The organism is Duganella rivi (genome assembly GCF_009857435.1).
GTDB classification, from domain to species: Bacteria; Pseudomonadota; Gammaproteobacteria; order Burkholderiales; family Burkholderiaceae_D; genus Rugamonas; species Rugamonas rivi.
In genome coordinates, this window is sequence record NZ_WWCK01000005.1 from 398,256 (window position 1) to 419,349 (window position 21,094).

The 21,094-nt window shown below is 62.1% G+C and carries 13 protein-coding genes; 6 read left to right on the forward strand and 7 right to left on the reverse strand.

The annotated features are described in order from the left end of the window. Positions 1-65 precede the first annotated feature (65 nt). On the reverse strand, positions 66-2,789 hold the full coding sequence (locus GTP45_RS17950; protein WP_229258518.1) for a TonB-dependent receptor: 2,724 nt from the start codon (positions 2,787-2,789) through the stop codon (positions 66-68). 462 nt (positions 2,790-3,251) lie between these two features. Here GTP45_RS17950 and GTP45_RS17955 point away from each other — a divergent pair, with 462 nt between their 5' ends. Together GTP45_RS17955 and GTP45_RS17960 are read left to right on the forward strand one after the other, a co-directional pair. Beyond that, on the forward strand, positions 3,252-5,093 hold the full coding sequence (locus GTP45_RS17955; RefSeq protein WP_161015244.1) for a glycoside hydrolase family 13 protein: 1,842 nt from the start codon (positions 3,252-3,254) through the stop codon (positions 5,091-5,093). Then, positions 5,090-8,332 (forward strand): alpha/beta hydrolase-fold protein, encoded by a 3,243-nt coding sequence (locus GTP45_RS17960; RefSeq protein ID WP_161015245.1) that lies wholly within the window; start codon positions 5,090-5,092, stop codon positions 8,330-8,332. Before GTP45_RS17955 ends, GTP45_RS17960 begins: the two co-directional genes overlap by 4 nt. On the opposite strand, the gene GTP45_RS17965 is transcribed toward GTP45_RS17960, so the two are convergent. From GTP45_RS17965 to GTP45_RS17985, 5 genes are all read right to left on the reverse strand, one after another. Next, entirely contained in the window at positions 8,322-9,773 is a 1,452-nt protein-coding gene (locus GTP45_RS17965; protein ID WP_161015246.1) for a putative bifunctional diguanylate cyclase/phosphodiesterase, read from the reverse strand. The two genes, GTP45_RS17960 and GTP45_RS17965, sit on opposite strands and share 11 nt — an antisense overlap. 115 nt (positions 9,774-9,888) lie before the next feature. After that, positions 9,889-11,517, reverse strand: a complete 1,629-nt coding sequence (locus GTP45_RS17970; RefSeq protein WP_161015247.1) for a methyl-accepting chemotaxis protein — start codon at positions 11,515-11,517, stop codon at positions 9,889-9,891. Between the two features lie 89 nt (positions 11,518-11,606). Then, positions 11,607-12,122 carry a GNAT family N-acetyltransferase gene (locus GTP45_RS17975; RefSeq protein WP_161015248.1) on the reverse strand — a complete coding sequence of 172 codons (516 nt, stop codon included), beginning with the start codon at positions 12,120-12,122 and terminating at the stop codon, positions 11,607-11,609. Then, positions 12,119-12,640: a GNAT family N-acetyltransferase gene (locus tag GTP45_RS17980; protein WP_161015249.1), complete on the reverse strand. Its 522-nt coding sequence runs from the start codon at positions 12,638-12,640 to the stop codon at positions 12,119-12,121. Before GTP45_RS17980 ends, GTP45_RS17975 begins: the two co-directional genes overlap by 4 nt. A gap of 60 nt (positions 12,641-12,700) precedes the next feature. Beyond that, a complete protein-coding gene (locus tag GTP45_RS17985) occupies positions 12,701-13,975 on the reverse strand; it encodes an amidohydrolase family protein (protein ID WP_161015250.1) in 1,275 nt (424 codons plus the stop codon). 183 nt (positions 13,976-14,158) lie between these two features. Here GTP45_RS17985 and GTP45_RS17990 point away from each other — a divergent pair, with 183 nt between their 5' ends. From GTP45_RS17990 to GTP45_RS18005, 4 genes are all read left to right on the forward strand, one after another. Further along, positions 14,159-14,800, forward strand: coding sequence for a phasin family protein (locus GTP45_RS17990; RefSeq protein ID WP_161015251.1), 642 nt, complete (start codon positions 14,159-14,161; stop codon positions 14,798-14,800). A 143-nt stretch (positions 14,801-14,943) separates the two neighbouring features. After that, positions 14,944-16,698: an ABC transporter transmembrane domain-containing protein gene (locus GTP45_RS17995; RefSeq protein ID WP_161015252.1), complete on the forward strand. Its 1,755-nt coding sequence runs from the start codon at positions 14,944-14,946 to the stop codon at positions 16,696-16,698. After that, positions 16,688-18,466 carry an ABC transporter ATP-binding protein gene (locus tag GTP45_RS18000; protein WP_161015253.1) on the forward strand — a complete coding sequence of 593 codons (1,779 nt, stop codon included), beginning with the start codon at positions 16,688-16,690 and terminating at the stop codon, positions 18,464-18,466. Before GTP45_RS17995 ends, GTP45_RS18000 begins: the two co-directional genes overlap by 11 nt. 374 nt (positions 18,467-18,840) lie before the next feature. Beyond that, entirely contained in the window at positions 18,841-20,697 is a 1,857-nt protein-coding gene (locus GTP45_RS18005) for a tetratricopeptide repeat-containing diguanylate cyclase (protein ID WP_229258542.1), read from the forward strand. On the opposite strand, the gene GTP45_RS18010 is transcribed toward GTP45_RS18005, so the two are convergent. Continuing rightward, entirely contained in the window at positions 20,698-21,027 is a 330-nt protein-coding gene (locus tag GTP45_RS18010) for an apolipophorin (protein ID WP_229258519.1), read from the reverse strand. Positions 21,028-21,094: the final 67 nt, after the last annotated feature.

Consider the following 21,094-nt stretch of genomic DNA (forward strand, 5'->3'; position numbering starts at 1 on the left):
TCTCCTCCAAAAAAAACATCCCCTGCCGCTCGCGCTGACAGGGGATGTTTTATACCAGACTAAACTTACATCTTGTAGTTCAGGCCCAGCAGCATGGTGGCGCCATAACGGGTGTACTCGTTAGGCTGCTTGGAACCATTGGCCAGCGTGGTGGTGGTACGGTAGGCGGTGTTGTCGGCGTTGATAACTTGCGCCAGGAACGACAGGCCTTTGTACGCGCCTTCCTTGAACTCGTAGCCGATCTGGAAGTCGATCTGCGCTGCACCTTTGATATCGGTGAAGGCACGGTCGGCGCCAAAGCCGGTCACTTCGCCGCGGAAGTCCGAACGCGCGCTGCGGGTCACACGTGCCGACCAGCCCGATTTCTCGTAGAACAGCTGCAGGTTCGACACATTGCGCGACAGGCCAGGCAGCGCGCCAGTGGTGCCAGGACCATCCGGCTGGATCTCGCTGCTGGTACGCGACACCGACGCGGTAGCGCCAAAGCCGTCCAGTTCCGCTGCCAGGATTTTGCCATCCACCGAGCCGGACAGTTCGATACCTTTGATGGTGCCGCCGGTGCCGTTGGCTGGGCGGGTCAAGGTACCGATGTTCGATTTCGGCGTCACGCCATCGTTAGGATAGCTGGTGAAGTCGTATGGCAGAACCTGATCGTAGATGTAGGTTTTCAGCTTTTTGTAGAAGCCGGCTGCGCTGAAGTAGGTGCCTTTGTCGAAGTACTTCTCGTACGACAAGTCAAAGGCGTTAGCGCGCCATGGTTTCAGGTTAGGGTTACCGCCCGAACCGCTCCACAGCAGCTTGGTGGTGTCCACCGAAGCCGACGACGATGCGCGCAGCTGATCCAGACGCGCGCGGGCCATGGTCTTGCCGGCGCCAACGCGGATGTGCTGATCGTTGCCTGCGTCGAAGTTCAAGTTCAGGCTAGGCAGGAAGTCGTTGTACGAGGTGCCTTCTTCCGCAGTCTTCGGTACGTTCAGGTTGTTGGTGTCAACGTTGAAGGCGCTCGAGCTCTGCTGGGTGTGGATCGCTTGCACGCCCACGTTGCCTTTAACCGGCAGGCCCCACACGGTGTCGATGCCCAGCTTGGCGTAGGCGGTCGATACTTTCTCGCTAACCAGCCAATCCTTGTTGTAGATGTCCTGGTGGACTTTCGGCACCTGGTTGTACAACGAATTGACCACGCCCATGATGTCGTAGGACATGATGCCTGGAATACCGGCAAAGCCCAGCGAGGTTGGCGACTGGATGAACTGCGATGGAATCGCCACCGGTGCGCGGTTGTTTTTCAGGTTGACCAGCAGCTCGGCCGATTCACGGGTCTTGTCACGCTTGGTGAAGTTGAAGCCGACGTCGAGGTTGCTGAACATGCCGTCCAGATCGCGCTTGGCCGAGAAGCGGGCCGATTTCAGCTTGTCCGACACTTGCGGGTACTTGACGTAGCCGTCCTGGCCCCAGCCGCCCGGGTCGCTCAGCTTGACGACGTTGGCATTGGCGTAGTTCAGGCCGGTACCGATTTGCGGCACGCCGGTAGCCAGGTTGCGGCTGATGGTGGCGGTGTCGGTCACGGCAGCGCCGGAGTAGGTCTCCAGCAGCATGTCGTTGCGGTCAGCTTTCGAGTAGCTGAAGTCGGCAATGCCGGTCCACTCGTCGGTCATACGCAGCTTGTTGTTCCAGCCGATCGCAAACAGCTTGTCGCGGGTGGTGTTCAAGTCGTTGCGCAGTACTGGCTGGATGCCGCTGACGGTGGCCGATTGCACCACTTGGCTGCCGTTGTTCTCGCCGAGGACCACGTTCTTGTAGCCCAGGCCGCCCATCCAGTTACCGGTGCCGAACTGCATGCCGCGGATGGTGGTGTCGGAGTCGAACTTGGAGTAGTAGGTGTCAACCATCGACTGGAAGTCGCGGTTTGGACGCCACTGCACCACGGCCATCAGGCCGTCACGCACCTGCTTGCTCGATGCGGCGTCGATCTCGTTACCCTGGTTGGCCAGTGCGGTGGCGCTGCCGGTCTTAGGATCGGTGCCGTAGCCCCAGCTGCTCCATTTCTGGTACTGGCCTGGCGAATCCAGGCGGGCATAGCCAACCGCCACACCCAGGGTGCGGTTGTTGAACTGGTCGATGTAGATACCGCTCAGGCGGTAGCCCTTGTCTTTGAAGCCGGCGTTCTGCTTGCCGGTGGTGTTTTTCTCGCCGCGCACGTTGAAGGCCATGGTGCGGCCTGGGAATTCCAGTGGGCGCACGGTTTGCAGGTCAACGGTGCCCGACAGGCCCTGGCCTACCAGCGAGCCGTCCGGGGTCTTGTACACGGTGGCGCCGTTGATCAGTTCCGACGGGTACTGGTCGTATTCAACGCTGCGGTTGTCGCCGGTCGAGGCTTGCTCGCGGCCGTTCAGGGTGGTGGTCGAAAAGTCAGGAGCCAGGCCGCGGATGCTCAGCACCTGCGCGCGGCCGGCCACGCGCTGGGCGGCTACGCCCGGCAGGCGCGACAGCGATTCAGCGATCGACACGTCCGGCAGCTTGCCGATGTCTTCAGCCGAAATTGCTTCAACGATGGATTCGGAATTCTTTTTGACGGAAATCGCGTCTTCGATACCACGACGGATACCGGACACTTTCACCGACTGCACGACGTTGCCGTCGGCCGCCACGCTGCCCGAGGCGTCCTGCGCGAATGCGGTGCCGGACATTGCGGACAGCAGCAATGCGCAACCGGCTGCAACCGGGCTCAATTTAAAAGCAACGCTGCCCGAAGCCGAGCCGGCGCCGCGCTGGTTGACGGATTTCTTCATCAAAGTCCCCTCACTTAACTAAACACATTACCCGTTAGCTAACGGGTTCCAAGGAATACAAACGTTCTAAAAGACGTTCTGAGCGGAATTTTGTACTAAAACTAGATTTGGTGTCAATGAAACTTCAGCCTGCCTACGGAGCCATAGTAGCGCCAGCCCTTGGTTTTAAGGAGAAAACGTCATTCACGTTGTATTTCGGCTACAGGGACGAACGGTCAAATGTGTAGTGGAACTACAGATTTAAACGCAATACCACTACGAAATGTAGCTTTTCCAACGAAAGTCAGCCTGGTTTCATGGAGAAAGCCGGTTGCCCGCACTCGCCGTCGTTTTGCCTTGCTGTAGTTTGTATTAAAACTAGAAATGCACCCTTGAGACGGCGGCGGTTTCATATTATTCTCCGGGCACAAGCCCTAAAAAAGCATCTGTAGTACGACTACTTTTCGCCCCCAAGGAGACCAGATGAACCGCCTTCTCGCCGCAGCACTGCTGTCGGCCCTGCCTTTGCTCGCCCACGCCGACACCTACCGCATCGACCACATGGACCCGCCGTCGTGGTGGGTGGGCATGCAAAACAGCAAACTACAGTTGATGCTGCACGGCTCGCAGATTGCCGATCTGGAACCGGCGCTGAACTATCCGGGCGTGCGCATTGCCGCCGTCTCGCGCGTGGCCAACCGCAACTACCTGTTTATCGATCTGGAGATTGCGCCGCAGGCCGCGCCGGGCGAGCTCGATCTGGTGTTCAAGCGTGGCGCCCAGACCGTCCACTACCGTTATCCTTTGCAAGCGCGCACGCCGGGCTCGGCGCAGCGCGCCGGCTTCAGCAGCAAGGACGCGATTTACCAGGTGATGCCGGATCGCTGGGCCAACGGCAATCCGGGCAATGACAATGCGGCCGGCATGACAGAGAAGGCCAACCGCGCCAACGGCGGCGGCCGCCACGGCGGCGACATTCAGGGCATGGCCGATCATCTCGACTACATCGCCAACATGGGCTTCACCATGCTGTGGCCGACGCCGCTGCTGGAATCGAATATGCCGGCCTACTCCTACCACGGCTACGCCACCACCGACCATTACCGCATCGACCCGCGCTACGGCAGCAACGAGGACTTCCGCAATCTGGTGAGCAAGGCGCGCAGCAAAGGCATCGGCGTGATTCAGGACGTGGTGCTCAATCACATCGGCAGCAAGCACTGGTGGATGCAGGATATGCCGATGCCGGACTGGCTGACCTACCAGGGCAAGTTCGTGCCGACCACGCACCACCGCGTGGCGGTGCAGGATCCGTACGCGTCGCAAGAGGACAAGCGCAACTTCACTGCGGGCTGGTTCACCGAGAGCATGCCGGATTTGAATCAGGCCAATCCTTACGTCTCGACCTATTTGATTCAGAACGATATCTGGTGGATCGAGTACGCCGGCTTGTCCGGCCTGCGCGTCGATACTTACGGCTATTCGGATACAGACTTCCTGACCCGCTGGTCGGGCGCGGTGATGGCGGAGTATCCGAATCTGAACCTGGTGGGCGAGGAATGGAGCACGCTGGCGCCGGTGGTCGCGCACTGGCAGGAGGGCAAGCGCAATTTCAACGGCTACGTTTCGCACATGCCGAGCATGATGGACTTCCCGCTTAACGACGCCCTGCGCCGCTCGCTGGCATCGAATGACGAAAACAGCCTGACCGCGTTGTACGAAGCGCTGTCGCTCGACTACCTGTATCCCGACGCGGGCAAGCTGGTGCTGTTTGAAGGGAATCACGATTTGTCGCGCATCTTCAGCGAGCTGAATGGCGATGAGGACTTGTACCGCATGGCGATGGCCTTCGTTGCCACCGCGCCGCGCATCCCGCAGTTCTACACCGGCACCGAGATTCTGATGACCAGCACGATCAAGGAGCGCGACGATGCTTCGTATCGCGTCGATTTCCCCGGTGGCTGGAGCGGCGACAAGGTCAATGCCTTTACCGGCGTTGGCTTAAGCCCTGCTGCGGCAGCGGCGCAGAACTATGTGCGCAAGCTGTTCAACTGGCGCAAAAATGCTAGCGTGATCCATCATGGTAAGACCATGCACTTCGGGCCGGAGCAAAATACCTACGTCTACTTCCGCTACGACGGCAGCAAGAAGGTGATGGTCGCACTGAACAAAAATAAAACCGAGACCACGCTGCCAACGGCGCGCTTCCAAGAGATACTCGGCAAAGCGCGCGCCGGCGTGGACGTCATCAGCGGCCAGCGCGTGTCGCTGGATGGGCAGGTTAAACTGCCGGCACGTTCGGCACTGATACTGGAGATCGAATGAAGAAGAGACTGACCTCGCTGGCCCTCGCCCTGCCCGCACTTGCAGTAATAGGCGCGCCGCAGGTGCACGCCGGCGCTGGCTCGGCCACGGCCAACTATCCAACCTGGGACGGCAAGCAGGAGACGGTGCGCTACGCCACGCCGGACGCCGGCGCTGCCCTGCGCAGCTACACGCAATCGACCACCATGCGCGTGCGCGAGGGCGGCAAGCAGGAGATCAGCTACACCGAATCCGCCGCCCTGCCGACCGTCCGCAGCGGTAATCTCGCTTTCGATGCGTTGTTCGCCTTGGCCGGCAGCGAGATGAAACTGGACTCGGTCAGCGAAATCCGCGACGGCAGCTACAACGCCGGCAACGCCATCCCTTGCGAGTGCTTTGAAACCGGCGAGTTGTGGCACTACGTCTGGACGCGCGACCTCTCCTACGCCGCCTCGCTGAGCCTCGGCATGCTCGATCCGCAGCGCACGCGCAACTCGTTGGAATTCAAACTGGCCGGCTACCGCGACGGCGTCAACGCCGGCCTGCACGCAGTCGGCGACGGCTACCAAATCGTACAAGACACCGGCAGCGGCGGCAGCTGGCCGGTCAGTACCGACCGCGTAACCTGGGCCTTCGGCGCGGATGAAGCTTTAAAAGCGCTGCCGCCAGATCAACGCGCAGCCTTCGCCGCCAAAGCGCTGCACGCTCTGCGCAACACGCTGGAGAACGACCGCATCGCCATCTGGGACGCCGCCGACGGTTTGTACAACGGCGAAGAATCCTTCCTCGACTGGCGCGACCAAACCTATGCCGCATGGATGCCGAACGAGCTGTCCTACATGGCGACTTCCAAAGCGCTGTCCACCAATGCGGCCCACTACAAGGCGCTGACGCTGGCGGCGCAACTGGCGAAGGAACAAGGCGATGCAGCACTCGCTGCGCGCTACGCCGGCTGGGCTGCTGACTTGAAGATCGCCATCAACAAGCGCTTCTGGCAAGCCGACAGCGGCATGTACAGCAGCGTCACCGCCGGCCACTTTGACGGCGCGGCCATGTACAAATACGACTGGCTCGGACAATCGCTGGCCATCGTCACCGGCATCGCCGATCAGAAGCAGGCGCAAAGCATCCTCGCGCACTATCCGCATGGCCCGTTCGGTGCGCCGGTGATCTGGCCGCAGCAGTCCAATACCGCCGTGTATCACAACCGCGCCATGTGGCCGTTCGTGACGGCTTACGGTTTGAAGGCGGCGGCGATTGGCGGCAGCGTCGCCGTGGCCGATGCGGCTTACGATACGCTGATGCGCGGCGCGGCGACCAATCTCTCCAACATGGAGAATTTGGAATGGCTGTCCGGCCAGCCAACGCTGGACGACGGCGAGCTCAGTGGCCCAGTGGTTAACTCGCGCCGCCAGTTGTGGTCTGTCGGCGGCTATCTCGGCATGGTGGTGGGCAGCGTGTTTGGCGTGCAGACTACCAACGACGGCATTACGCTGAAACCGTTCATCACCGCCAAGCTGCGGCGCGAAGCGTTTGCCGGTAGCGAGGCGATCACCTTGAACAATCTGTCCATACGCGGCAAGCGCATGCAAGTGCGCGTGCTGCTGCCCGCTGTCGCGCAGGGCAACGGCTACTACGCGGTTGACAGCATCACCTTGAACGGCAAGCCGGCGCAAGCCGCGCTGGCGTGGGATGCGCTCGGCGATGACAACGCGATTGAAATCCGCCTCGGCAAACTGCTGCCCGGCCAGCAGGCCAAGCGCAGCGTGAGCGCAAAGCCGCTGGTGCAAGATGCAAGCGTGTACGCACCGGCCGAACCGCGCATCGCAAAACTGGAACGCGGCGCTTACGGCTATCCGACGCTGCGCATTGAAGCTGGCGCCGGCGCGCAGGCGGGCGTGGTGTACAACATTTATCGCAACGGCCAGCTGGTCGGCCCGCGCATCAGCGCCGACAAGTGGGCGGATCGCCGCGCCGACGCATCGGCTAATCTCTGCTACGCAGTGGAAGCGGTGTACGCCAAGTCCGGCAATCGCAGCCACCACAGCATGCCGGTCTGCCTCAACGAAGGCGAAAACATCGCCACCGCCCGCGTTGATTTCGGCGCCTCGCCTTCCGACATCTTCACGCAGCAAATCAAGATTGAACGCGCGGGCAGCTATGCGCTGCAAATCAAATACCGCAACACCGCGCACCAGATCAACCTTGGCGTCAGCGGCGGCGTCAAATGGGCCGCACTGAAAGACAGTACCGGCAATATCGTCGCCAACGGCGTGCTGCAACTGCCGCACTCCCCGGCCGACGAAGGCGCCAAGTACTCGACGCCGCTGCGCGCCAAGCTCACGCCGGGCAGCTACACCTTGCAGCTCTCCGACTTCTACAACATGAGCTACATGAAGAACAACGCCACCTACAGCGATGCAGGCGGCGTGAAAGGCGCATCCAACAAGTTCGACATCCACGGCGTGCGCGTAATGCCAGTGCCGGACAGCGATGCACCAACCAAGGCCGTCGCCACTGGCACGCTGCGCATCGTCGACAACTTCGCCTCGCCGCAGTTGAACAACAGCCGCAAGCTGCGCATCTACCTGCCGCCCGGCTACGACGCCAATCCGCAGCAGCGCTACCCGGTTCTGTACATGCACGACGGCCAAAACCTGTTCGATCCGAAAACCGCAGCCTACGGCGCCGCATGGGAAATCGCCACCGCCATGGACAAGCTGATTGCGAGCGGCGCGATTGAACCGGCCATCGTCGTCGGCATCGACAACACGCCAGACCGCGTCGGCGAATACACGCCGTGCTGCGACAAGCAATACGGCGGCGGTAAACTGGATGCCTACGCGGCCTTCATCGTCGATACCGTCAAGCCGTGGGCCGACGCCAATCTGCGTACGCTGAAAGACCGCGAGAACACAGCCATCATGGGTTCTTCGCTGGGCGGCATCGCCTCGGTCTACATCGGGCAGAAATATCCGCAAGTGTTTTCCAAGGCAGGCGGCGTATCGAGTTCGTTCTGGTGGAATGACCAGTTCTTCATCAAGAACGTGCCGGCGCGCCAGCCGGTGAAATTCTACATCGACGCCGGCACCGAAGGCGACGGCATAGCCGACACGCGCAAGATGCGCGACGCCATGCTGGCGCAAGGCTATCAGCTCAATGAAGACCTGTACTACTACGAGGCCGAAGGCGGCAGCCACAATGAGAAATCGTGGTCGGCGCGGGTCGCTCTGCCGCTGACCTGGTTCTTCAAGAAGTAAGCATCTCCACGCGCTGCTGGCTTCCCGCCAGCAGCGCCTCCACTTCTTCCGGCGGCACCGGGGCGCTGAGGCAAAAGCCGAACGCCTCGTCGCAGCCCATCTCGGACAACTGCGCCAGCTGTTCCTCGCTTTCCACGCCGGCCGCCACCACTTTCATGTTCAGCGTATGCGCCATCTCGATAATGGCCCGCACCATCGCGCCGCCGCGCGACAAATCATCGACAAACGATTTATCGATCTTCACCACATCCACCGAGAAGCGCCGCAGATAATTGAGCGAGGCGTAGCCGGTGCCGAAATCGCTGATCGCAATCCGCACGCCGAGCTGCTTGAACTGCTGCAGAATCTCTTCCGCGTTTTGCGCCTTGTCGATCAACATCGCCTCGGTGATTTCCAGTTCGATGCAGCGGCCCGGCACACCGGCCTTTTCCAGCGCGGCCGCCAGTACCTGCGCAATCTCCTTGTGGAAGAACTGGCGCGGCGATAGATGCACGGCCACTGTCAGCGCATGGCCGCGCTCCATCCAGCGCCGCGCCTGCGCCGCCGCCGTCGTCATCACCCATGCGCCGACCGGCAGGATCAAGGCGCTTTGCTCCAGCACCGGCAGGAAATCCAAGGGCATCACCAGCCCCAGCTCCGGGTGCTTCCAGCGCAGCAGCGCTTTCACGCCGGTGACCTTCTGCTCCTTCAAATCCAGCTTGGGCTGATAGGTGAGGATGAACTCATTGTGCTCCTGCGCGTGGCGCAGCGCCGTCTCCAGTATCAGGCTCGAATAAGCGCGCGCCTGCATGCTGGGCAGGAAACGCAGGCTGGCGCCCTTGCCGCGCTGCTTGGCCGCATACATCGCCAGGTCGGCCTTCTCGATCAGCGTTTCGATATCCTCGTCATCGTCTGGATACACGGCCACGCCGATGCTGGCGGCCACTGGCATCAAGCCGCCGTTGATGGTGAACGGCTCGGCAATCGCCTTCATGATTTTTTCCGCCACCTGCTGGGCGTCGGCGCCGGTGCGCAGCTCCGTCAGCAGCACGATGAATTCGTCGCCGCCCTGCCGCGCCACCGTGTCCACCTCGCGCACGCACTGGCGCAGGCGCTGGCCAAACTGCACCAGCACTTGATCGCCGGCGTCGTGGCCGAGCGTGTCGTTGATGGTCTTGAAGTGATCGATATCGACAAACAGCACCGCCAGCAAGCTGTCGTGCCGGCGCGCGTAGGCCACGCCGTGCTCCAGCTGCATCTGGAACTGCAAGCGGTTGGGCAAGCCGGTCAGGCTGTCGTGATGGGCGATGAAGTCCAGGCGCATCTCGGTATCGCGCTGCGCCGCCAGCGCCGCTTGCAATTGTGCGCAACGCGCGCGCAGGCCGCGCGCCTGCCATTGACCGGCCGCCAGCGCCAGCAAACATGGCGCCATGCCGGCCGCTATCGGCCATAAGCTGTTCATGCTGCCCCTCTTCCTCGGATGGACTGCGGAAGAGGGAATGATATTGGAACTGACAGTAAGAAACAGGCCGTTCATGCGCCCGCTTGAGGCACATCAAACGGCCTGTAGCAAAAGCCTATGCTGTCAGTTGCAAAGCCCGGCTGCGCGACGGCGGCAATGCCGACACGCTAGGCTGTCCTTGCAGCTTGAAGATGCTGACCGCTTCCGACAAGTTGGCAGCCTGCTGCTGCAGCGCATCGGCCGCGGCAGCGGCTTCCTCCACCAGCGCAGCGTTCTGCTGCGTCACGCTATCCATCTGGCTGATGGCAATGCTGATCTGCTCGATGCCGTCGCGCTGCTCGCCGCTGGCCACCGAGATTTCGCCGATGATGGCGGTCACGCGCTGCACGCTGCTGACCACCTCGTTCATGGTCTCGCCCGCCTGCCCGACCAGGCGGCTGCCCTCCTCCACCCGACCGACCGAGGTGCCGATCAGCTCCTTGATCTCGCGCGCGGCGGCGGCCGAGCGCTGGGCAAGGTTGCGCACCTCAGAGGCGACCACAGCAAAACCACGGCCCTGCTCACCGGCGCGCGCCGCTTCCACAGCCGCATTCAGCGCGAGGATGTTGGTTTGGAAAGCGATGCCGTCGATTACGCCGATAATGTCGACGATCTTGCGCGAGCTATCGTTGATCTCGCCCATGGTGCGCACCATCTGCGCCACCGCATCGCCGCCCTTGGCTGCCACGTTACTGGCGCTGTCGGCCAGCCGGCACGCTTCGGCGGCGTTCTCGTTGTTCTGCTTGACGGTAGTGGTCAGCTCCACCATGGCGGCAGCCGTCTGCTCCAGCGAGCTAGCCTGCTCCTCGGTGCGGCCCGACAAATCCAGATTGCCGGCGGCGATTTCCACCGTGGCGCCGTGAATCGTCTCAGTGCCGGTGCGCACCTTGCCGACGATGTTGCTGAGGTTCTGCTGCATCAGCTTGAGCGCGCCCAGCAGTGCGCCGATCTCGTCGCTGCTGTTGACCCGCACCTCGCTGCTGAGATCGCCACCAGCCACGGTCTGCGCCACGCTCACCGCTTCATCCAGCGGCACCGTGATGCTCTTGATCAGCCACAGCACCGTCGCCACGCCAACCACCAGCGTGATCAGCACCGTAATGCCCATCGCCAGCATGGCCGAGCGGTGGGCGGCAGTGTTTTCTGCCGCCATGGTCTCGCTCAGGCGCTTGGCTTCGGCGCCGATAAAGGCGACGATGTCATCGATCTTCTTGGTCGGCTCACGATCCATGCCCTTGACCAGCGCATCGACCACGTGCGCGCTCTCGGCGTTGGCCGAATCGTATTTTTTGAGCGCCTCCATGTAGCGCGTGACCAGCTCGTTCTGGGTCTTGATGGCCTCGTCCACCAGCGGCGTGCTTAGCTTAAGCGTATCGAGCAGCGCATCCAGCTTTTTCAACTCGGCGCGGGTGGTCTCGCCGCCCTTGACGAAGGCCTTGCTGTACTTGTCCAGCTGGGCCGGATCGTTACCGCGGATCAGGATGTTCTTCCACTCCTGCACCTGCGTTTTGAACTCGACCTGCGCGCTGCGCGCCGTGTCGATGGCCTGGCTCATAGCGACCGAGCGCGCCATGGCGTCGGCGCTGCGCTGATTGCTGTTGGCGAGCGCGCGCCAGCCCGAGGTAGCCACCACGGCCAGCGCGACGAAGAAGAATGCCCCGAGCAACCCTAAGCGTACGCCTATCTTGAGATTGGCGAGTTTCATTGTTACCTCCTTAGCAAGGACTGTTACCCATCATGCACGCGTGCCGCGCAAATGCCAATACGGAGGCGTGAAAATCTATCGAATTCTCACTATTGCAACAGCTGGCGCGAGTAAATATTGGTAGGACGACCATCCGGCGGCAGCACCTTGAACTCGACAAAGGTCAAGCCCAGCTTGGCGAGCAGATTGATCGACACCGTATTGGCCGGATTGGTAATGCCCATCAAGCGCTTGATGCCGAGCACGTCGCGCGCGTACGCCACCACGGCAGCGGCCGCTTCGTAGGTGTAGCCCTGGCCGAAGTAGGCGGGACGAATGGCGTAGCCGATATCGACATCGGGGAGGCTGTCGCGCTTGATCAAGCCGCACAGGCCCAGCGGCTGGCCGTCGCTCTTGCGCTCCATCACGTACAACGAATGGCCGAGGCGCTGCTGCATCACGCACGGGCCTTCGAGAATCGCGGTGCGCGCTTCCGCCACCGTGCGGATGCCCTTGTCGCCGATGTGTTCCAGCCACGTCGGGTCATTGACCAGCTCGTAGTAAAACAGATCGTCGTCAGCGTTGATGGTGCGGAGGGTGAGGCGTGCGGTTTCCAGTATCTTCATGCGTCCGGCCAGTGAGTGGGGTCTGCCAGCAATTGGTACATCACGTAGACGTCCACGTAGCCGAGGTATTGATGACGGTAAGCGCGCGGCAAGGTGCCAACGATGGAAAAGCCGAGCTTCTTCCACAGCAGCACGGCCGGCATATTCGAGCTGACCACGTAATTGAACTGCATCGCCAGGTAGCCCTCGGCGCGGGCACGCTCGATGCAATCGGCGCCCAGCAGCTTGCCGACACCGACACCCTGCGCGGCCGGGCTGACCATGAACGAGGCGTTGGCGACGTGCGCGCCGCGGTCGCGCTGGTTAGGCATCAGGCGGTACATGCCGACCAGCCGCTCGCCGTTGAGGATGGCGACGTAGCTGGTCACGCCGGGGCCGAACCAGTAAGCGTGGCAATCTTCGCGCCTGGTATCGGCGGCAAAGTAGTAGGTGTCGCCGCTGGCGATCAGCTCCTGGAAGATTTCCCACATGGGGCCGAAGTCGGCTTCTGTTGCGGGTCGAATGGCGATTTCTTTCAAGATAACTCCACGCGCTTTTAACAGTGTTCAATTGTCATGTATTTTACCGGCCAAGTCCAGCTAGCGGCCCAAGCGGAAATTCACTTGCCCGGGCCGGCCGGGCAGCGCCAGCCGGGCGTGAGCGCACGGCGATTCAGCGATGATCTGGCCTCGGCGCATCACCATGCGGCGCGCGGCGCGCAGGCGGATCGCTTCGACCGGATCGGCCGCGTCCAGCAGCACCAGGTCGGCGTGGCAGCCGGGCGCAACGCCGTAGCCTTGCAAGCCGAGGATGGCGGCCGGCGTGCTGGTCACGGCGCGGAAGCACTCGCGCATGGCGTCCTGCCCCGTCATCTGTGCCACGTGCAAGCCCATGTGCGCGACTTCGAGCATGTCGCCCGAGCCGAGGCTGTACCAAGGATCCATCGCGCAGTCATGGCCGAAGGCGACCGGAATGCCGGCCGCCAGCAGTTCCGGCACGCGCGTCATGCCACGGCGTTTCGGATAGGTGTCGTGGCGGCCTTGCAGGGTGATATTGATGAGCGGATTGGCGACCGCCGCCACGCCGGCTTCGCGCATCAGCGGCAGCAGCTTGCTGACGTAGTAATTGTCCATCGAATGCATCGACGTCAGATGCGAGCCAGTGACGCGGCCGTGCAGGCCGAGACGGTTGCTCTGGTAAGCCAGCGTTTCGATGTGGCGCGACATCGGATCGTCGGATTCATCGCAGTGCATGTCCACCATCAGCCCCTGGTCGGCGGCGTACTCGCACAGGATGCGCACCGACTCGGCGCCCTCGGCCATGGTGCGCTCGAAGTGCGGGATGCCTCCGACCACGTCCACGCCCATGGCAATCGCACGCTTGAGATTGATGAGCGCGTTAGGTGCGCGCAGCACGCCGTCCTGCGGGAAGGCCACCAGCTGCACATCGAGGTAAGGCGCGACCAGGCGCTTAACCTCCAGCAGCGCCTCTACCGCCAGCAAGCGGTCGTCGCAGATATCAACGTGGGAGCGAATCGCCAGCAAGCCGCGCGCTACGGCCCAATCGCAGTACTGAAGCGCACGGTCGATCAAGGCCTGCTGAGTCAGGTGCGGCTTGAGTTCGCCCCATAGCGCAATGCCCTCCAGCAGCGTGCCGGACGCATTCACACGCGGCAGGCCGTAGCTGAGCGTGGCATCCATGTGGAAGTGCGCATCGACGAACGGTGCGGTAAGCAAATCGCCGCCGGCGTCGATCTCCTGCGCCGCTTGCAGCGGCAATTGCGAACCGACTGCCACGATGCGCCCATGCTCGATGGCAACGTCGACGCCGAGCTGGCCGTCGGGCAGGTTGGCGTTGCGGATCACCACGTCCATCGGCACTCCCATTGATTTAAAGTAAAACCATTGTAGGCATTTTCACCAAAATACACCAATTGTTGCGTCGCATTAATTTTGCTGTAGCAATTGCAGAGAGATGGTAGAAAAAATAACTTTCCAAGCCAAATAATCGTCGCTAGAATGGACTTATTGCGTTGCATCATAATTTCAGGAGAAACCATGTCATCGATCACCGAACAGTTTTCCGCAGCCACGAAATCGCAACTCGAAGCGCAGTTCCAAATCCTCAACACCTTGGCCAGCACGGCCGTCGACAGCGCTGAAAAAGTCATTGCCCTGAACATCAATACCACCAAGGCCTCCGTGGAAAAATCCTCGGCTGCCGCTAAAAAGCTGCTGGCGGCCAAAGATCCGAAAGAATTCTTCACCCTGAGCACCTCGGAGCCGGCCAGCTTTGACAGCCTGCTGGCCTACGGCCGCGAGCTGTACAGCATCGCCTCCACCGCCCAGAACGAACTGATCCAGAGCGCCCAGAGCACGCTCAAGCAAGTGACCGAGCTGGTCGCGACCAAAGCCACCGTCGCGCAGAAAACGCCGCCGGCCCTGGCTGCCGCCGTCACTGCCGCTGTGCAAGCCGTGGCTGCCAACGAACCGGTCGCCGCGCCGACGCCGAAAGTGCCGAAAGCACCAAAACCGTTGGCCGCGCCGATTCCTGAAGAAGACACCTTCATCGAAGTCAAGGCCGACCTCAAGCCGTCCTTCCCGGAAGTGCCTCCCAAGCCAATCGCGCTGGCGCCGGAAGACAAGCCCGCCAAGGCCGCCCCAAAAGCCAAGTCCGCCGCCCCAAAAACCTCGAAATAACCTCCGGCCAATCCGGGGTCAGGTCCGCCATTTCTACACGAGCCCAGCCGTAGCAAAAACTACGGCTGGGCTCGTGTAGAAATGGCGGACCTGACCCCGGATTTTTGTGTATCCTAGCGGGCTACACGCTTTCCCGAGGCAACATGTCTAATCTCTCTCGGCTGATCGGCGGCTTTGTACGCCAGCACAGCCGCGCCTATATCCTGTCCGGCGCCATGCTGACCGGCGTGGCTATCCTGACAATCTGGGTGCCGCGCAAGGTCGGCGCCATGATCGACGGTTTGGCCAATCACACCCTTTCCGGCAACGCGCTGCTGATGGAAATCGGCGCCCTGCTGTTGATTGGTGTCGGCATTTACTTTTTACGCGTCGCTTGGCGGCAGATTTTGTACGGCGCCGCTTACAAGCTGGGCGTCTCGCTGCGCACTCGCCTTTACACGCGCATGACGCTGCAAGGCCCGGCTTTCTACCAGCGCCAGCGCACCGGTGATTTGATGGCGCTCGCCACCAACGATATCGACGCCATCGAGATGGCCGCCGGCGAGGCCATGCTGGCCGGCTTCGACGGCGCGCTCACGCTGGTGATGGTGCTGGGCGTAATGCTGCTCGGTGTCGATTGGCGTCTCGCTTGCATCGCGCTGCTGCCGTTCCCGCTGATGGCGTGGGCGTTCTGGTATATCTCGGGACATATCCACACTGCCTCCACCGATTCGCTCAAGCGCTTTAGCGCGCTCAACGATCATGTGCAGGAGACGCTGTCGGGCGTGCGCACCTTGCGCGCGCTCGGTCTCGAGCAGCGCAGCGCCAGGCAGTTTTCCGAGCTGGCGTCGAAAGCCTCCGACGCCAGCCTGCGCGCGCAAGTGTGGGAAGCCGCCTACGAACCTGCCGTCGGCTTGACGCTGACCGCCGCCAGTGGCTTGACGCTGGGCCTGGGCGGCTACTTGGTTTGGCAAAATCAGCTGACCATCGGCGCGCTGACCGCGTTCACCATGTATCTGGGCCAGCTGATTTGGCCGATGTTCGCTGCCGGCTGGGTGCTATCGCTGATTGAACGCGGACGCGCAGCCTGGCAGCGCCTGCAGCCGATGCTCGATGCGCCACTGGCGGTCGACGATCACGGCACGCTGACCACCGTGCCTCCTGGCCCGCTCACGCTGCGCGATATCAGCTATGCCTACGCGGAGCAAACCACACCCGCCATCAGCGATATCACGCTGGAACTCAAGCCCGGCCAGACGCTAGGCTTGGTCGGCCCGACCGGCAGCGGCAAGTCCACGCTGCTGCGCGTGCTGCTGCGTCAACTGACGCCGCAACACGGCAGCGTGCAGTGGAGCGGCCACGCGCTCGAGCTATACAAGCTGCACGCGCTGCGCGCCGCCATCAGCTGGGTGCCGCAAGAGTCCTTCCTGTTCTCGGCGTCGATTGCGGACAACATCGCCCTCGCCCGCCCGGACGCCACCCGCGCGCAGATCGAACACGCGGCCAATCTCGCCGCCATTCACGATGACATCCTGCTGTTCCCGCAAGGGTATGACACGCAAGTCGGCGAGAAAGGCATCACGCTGTCCGGCGGCCAGCGCCAGCGCGTCGCCATCGCCCGCGCGCTGTTGGCCGATAACGATTTGCTGCTGCTCGATGATGCGCTGTCCGCCGTCGATACCGGCACCGAAACGCGCATCCTCCAGCACCTCGAAGAACTGCGTGCAGCACGCAAGGGCCGCAGCGCAGTCATCGCCAGCCATCGCCTCAGCTCCGTGGTCAGCGCCGATCTCATTATCGTGCTGCGCGAAGGCCGTATCACCGAAACCGGCAACCACGAACAACTGCTCGCACTGGACGGCTGGTATGCCAGCCAGTGGCGCTATCAACAATTGGAAGCCAGTCTCGATGAAGCCTGAATATAAATCGACAACAGGCCAGATGCGGCAAGCCGTCTCGCTGCTGCGCCGCGCCGCCAGGCCCGACCAGCATCATCTCGGATGGGCCATCTTGTGGCTGGCCATCGCCGCCCTGCTGGAAGTGCTCGGGCCCATCATGGGCAAGGCGCTGATCGATGAACACCTGCTGCCGCACCATCTCGATTGGCCGCGCATGGCCGGGCTGCTGGCCGGCGTGGTGGTCACCGGCTGGATCGCCAGCGGCTTGCGCTACCTTCAATTGGTGCGCTTGTCCGGCCTCGCCATGCGCTCGGTGATGCGTTTGCGCGAGATGGTCTACACCCACGTGCTTCTGCTGCCGATGTCGTTCTTCGACCGCGCCATCACCGGCCAGCTGGTCTCGCGCGTCACCAACGATACCGAGGCGGTGAAAAGCCTGTACATCCAGGTGCTGTTCGTGATGCTCGATTCGACCATCGTTTTGATCGGCACCATGTGCGCGATGGCGTGGCTGGACTGGCGCCTGATGCTGATTGTGCTGGCGCTGCTGCCTGCCGTGCTGCTGATCGTTTGGCTGTACCAGCGCTGGAGCGCACCGGCCGTCACCCGCGCCCGCGCGCTGCGCAGCGAAATCAACGGCCAGATGGCGGAATCCATCGGCGGCATGAGCGTCCTCCAGGCCAGCAACGCGGAGCAGCGTTTCGGCCAGCGCTTCGCCACCACCAATCAAGACCACTACACGGCGCGCCTGTCCGAGCTGCGCGCCAATGCCTGGCTGCTGCGTCCCGCGCTCGATCTGTTCAACATCATCCTGCTGGCCGCCGTGATTTTCATGTTCGGCCACCGCGAGATGACGGCCACGGAAGTCGGCGTGCTGTATGCGTTCATCAGCTACCTCGCGCGCGTGATCGAGCCGCTGATCCAGATCACCATGCAGTTCAGCCAATTGCAGCAATCGGTTGTCGCAACAGCGCGCGTAGCGACCTTGCTCGATGAAGGCGCGGCCAAGGAGCACACCGGTCACGCCACCCACGCCGACGCAGCCAACGACAGCAACGCGCCCGCCGTCGCCATCCGCCATCTCAACTTCGCTTACAACGAGGGACAGACCGTGCTGCACGATTTGTCGCTCGATATTCCGCAGGGCGATTTCGTCGGCATCGTCGGCCACACCGGCAGCGGCAAGTCCACCTTGCTGTCGCTGCTGCTGCGCTTTTATCCGGCGCAGCATGGCAGCATCATGGTGCACGGCATGCCGCTCGATGCGATCGACAATGAACGTTTCCGCGCCGAAGTGGGCCTGGTGCCGCAAGACCCGTTCCTGCTGGCTGCCTCCGCGCGTGAAAATATCGACATGGGCCGCGGCCTGACGCAAGAGCAAATCGAAACCGCCGCCCGCGCCGCCCACGCCCACGATTTCATCGCGGCGCTGGAGCAAGACTACGACACGCCGCTGGGCGAAGGCGGCTCGCGCCTGTCGGTCGGCCAGAAGCAGCTGATCGCCATCGCCCGCGCGCTGGCCGGCACGCCGCGCATCCTGCTGCTGGACGAAGCCACCTCGCACATCGATTCGCAAACCGAGCAAATCGTCCAGCAGGCGCTCGATGAGTTGCGCGGCAAGGTGACGGTGATCGCCATCGCCCACCGCCTGTCGACCATCCGCGACGCCGACCGCATCATCGTGCTCAATCACGGCCGCATCACCGAGACCGGCGCCCACGAGCAGCTGATGCAAATCGATGGCGGCTTGTATCAACGCCTATATCTTTTGCAACAATTGGCCGCATGAGGGATGGCCGCTGCCTGAAAAATGTGCGATTTTAGAGAATAATTCGCCTATGTTGAGGCTTTCTCGTCTGCAACAAGCATATAATTGTCTAGACATTGCGCGGCAATCCCGGGGGCTTTAAGTTGGCAGGTTTGAGAAACGGCGAGTGGTGGCAAACGAAACGGCGGGCCTTGGTAGCTGCCGTTGCGTTGGCGCTGGCGCCTGCCCTGGCGCTGGCTCAGGCCACGCTCGACGAACGCATTCTCGATGTTCGCGAACAAAGCCGCTTCGTTCCCGATAAGGCGCTGGCGCAGCTGCAAAAACTGCAACCCGAGCTGGCCGCCGCCCCTTCCACCACCCGCGCCGAATTCCTCAGCCAGATGAGCGCCGTGCGCATGCGCCTCGGCCAGAACGACGTGGCGCTGGAAGCGGCAGAACAGATCATCGCCTTCGGCAAATCGCTGCACGATAACGCCATCATCGCCAAGGGCATGCTGGCTAAAACCTACGTGCTGTTTGCGCAGGCTGAAGTCGACGCCGCGCACAATCTCGCTTTCGCTGCCGAGAAGCTGGCGCACACTACCAGCGACAATCAGCTCAAGGTGCAGTCCACCATCACGGCGGGACAGAGCTACGCCGAACAAGGTAACTTCCCCGCTGCGCTGGTCAAGCTGCAGCACGCGGTGGACATTGCGCGGCCGCCGGCCGGTGACGCCATCAGCCTGGTGGCAGCGTTGAACGCGCTGGCCAAGCTGCACGTGCAGATGAAGGAGTACGAGAATGCCTCCGAAACGCTGGATGAACTGCTGGCCGAAACCGAAAAACTCAATTCGCCGGGACGCATGTCGATGGCGAAGAACACTGAGTACGCGCTGGCGATCGATTCCGGCCAGCCGAAGCGCGCCTTGCGCGCGCTGCTGCAAAGTCTTGATATCGAACGCAAGATGGGTGCGGAGCGCATGGTCGGCGTCACACTGGTCAATCTGTCGGACAGCTATCTGAAAGAGCATGACTACGCGCGCGCTGCGCAGTACGCGCAAGAGTCGCTGCGTTCGACCGCAGAGACCAAGGACAAGTCGACCGAAGCGACAGCGCGCGTCAATCTGGGCCAAGCCTACATCGGCATGGGCCGTCTGGCCGAAGGCAAGAAGCAGTACGAAGCCGGCATGGCGCGCTACGAGCAAGAGAACAACAAGCCCGATCTGCAAGCGGCCCTGCGCGAATATGGCGAAGCGCTGGAGCGGGCGGGCGACTTGGCCGGTGCGGTGTCGGCGTATCACCGCGAGCGCGCCATCTCCAATGAGCTGTTTGAAAAGCGCCGCCAGCAAGCCATGCTGGAGCTTCAGGAAAAATACGAGACCGAGAAGAAGCAGCGCCAGATCGAACTGCTAAGCCGCGAGAATCAAGTCAAGGGCGCGGAGATCGATAATCGCCGCCTGCAGCAGCGCGTGTGGTGGCTGCTGGCCCTGGTGTTTGCGCTGGCCGCTGCGGTGGTCGGGCTGCTGTACCGCAAAGTGCGGAACACCAATGCGCAGCTGGAGGTAAAGAACCTGGAGCTGAAAGCGCAATCCACGCTCGATCCATTGACCTCGCTGTACAACCGCCGCCACTTCCAGGAATTCATGCGCGGCTTGAATACGCAGGATAAACGCAGCGATGATGTCGTCGGCGCGCTGTTCCTGCTGGACGTCGATCACTTCAAGAATATCAACGATAACTATGGCCACGCGGCCGGCGATGCGGTGCTGAAGATGATCGCCGAGAATCTGCGCATCGCGCTGCGCGAGACCGACATGATCGTGCGCTGGGGCGGCGAAGAATTCCTCGCCTTCCTGCCGGCGATACCGCGTCACGGCGTCGATGAAATCGCGCGGCGGATTTTGCTGGGCATCTCGTCGCAATCGCTCAAGTACCAAGAGCACGAGATCTCGGTGAATGTGTCGGTGGGCTTCTCGCCGTTCCCGCTGGTGCCGGGCGGCGTGCCGCTGCCGTGGGAGCGCGCGGTCAACCTGGTGGACATGGCGCTGTACCTGGCCAAGGCGCACGGCCGCAACCGCGCTTACGGCGTGCGCGGTTTCGAGAACTTCCACCTCACCTCGATGGAAGCGATCGAACAGGACTTGGAACGCGCGTGGCGCGCCGGCTTCGTCGACCTGAGCGTGGTGCTGGGCGGCGATCCCGGCACCCATCCGACCACGCCGAACGAACACACCAACGTGGTCTCGATCAAGCAGGCCACGCAGAAGCACTGATCACTTTTTCGATTCGCGTTCCTCGGCGGCGGACTGCATCTTCTCGCCGGCCTGCTCCAGTTTGCGGCCGGCTTCCTTGGTCGCTTCATTGAGCTTTTCGCTAGCCTTGTCGCTGGCCTGATCGAGACGCTGGCTGGTTTCCTTGGCCGCATCGTTCAGTTGCTCGCTAGCCTTTTGCACCGAGTTATCGAGCTTTTGGCCAGCCTGCTCGGTGGCCTGGTCGATCTTGCGTCCGGCGCGCTCGGCAGGGCCTGCCTCGCTCGGATCATCCTTCTTCTGGCAACCACCCAGCAGCGCCAGCGCCGCTACCATCATCACAAAATAACGCATGTTCATCTCCTGAAAGAATGACTTCTTTCCAAGAGCATACTTCGCCGCGCGCAAACGCAGCGCACGG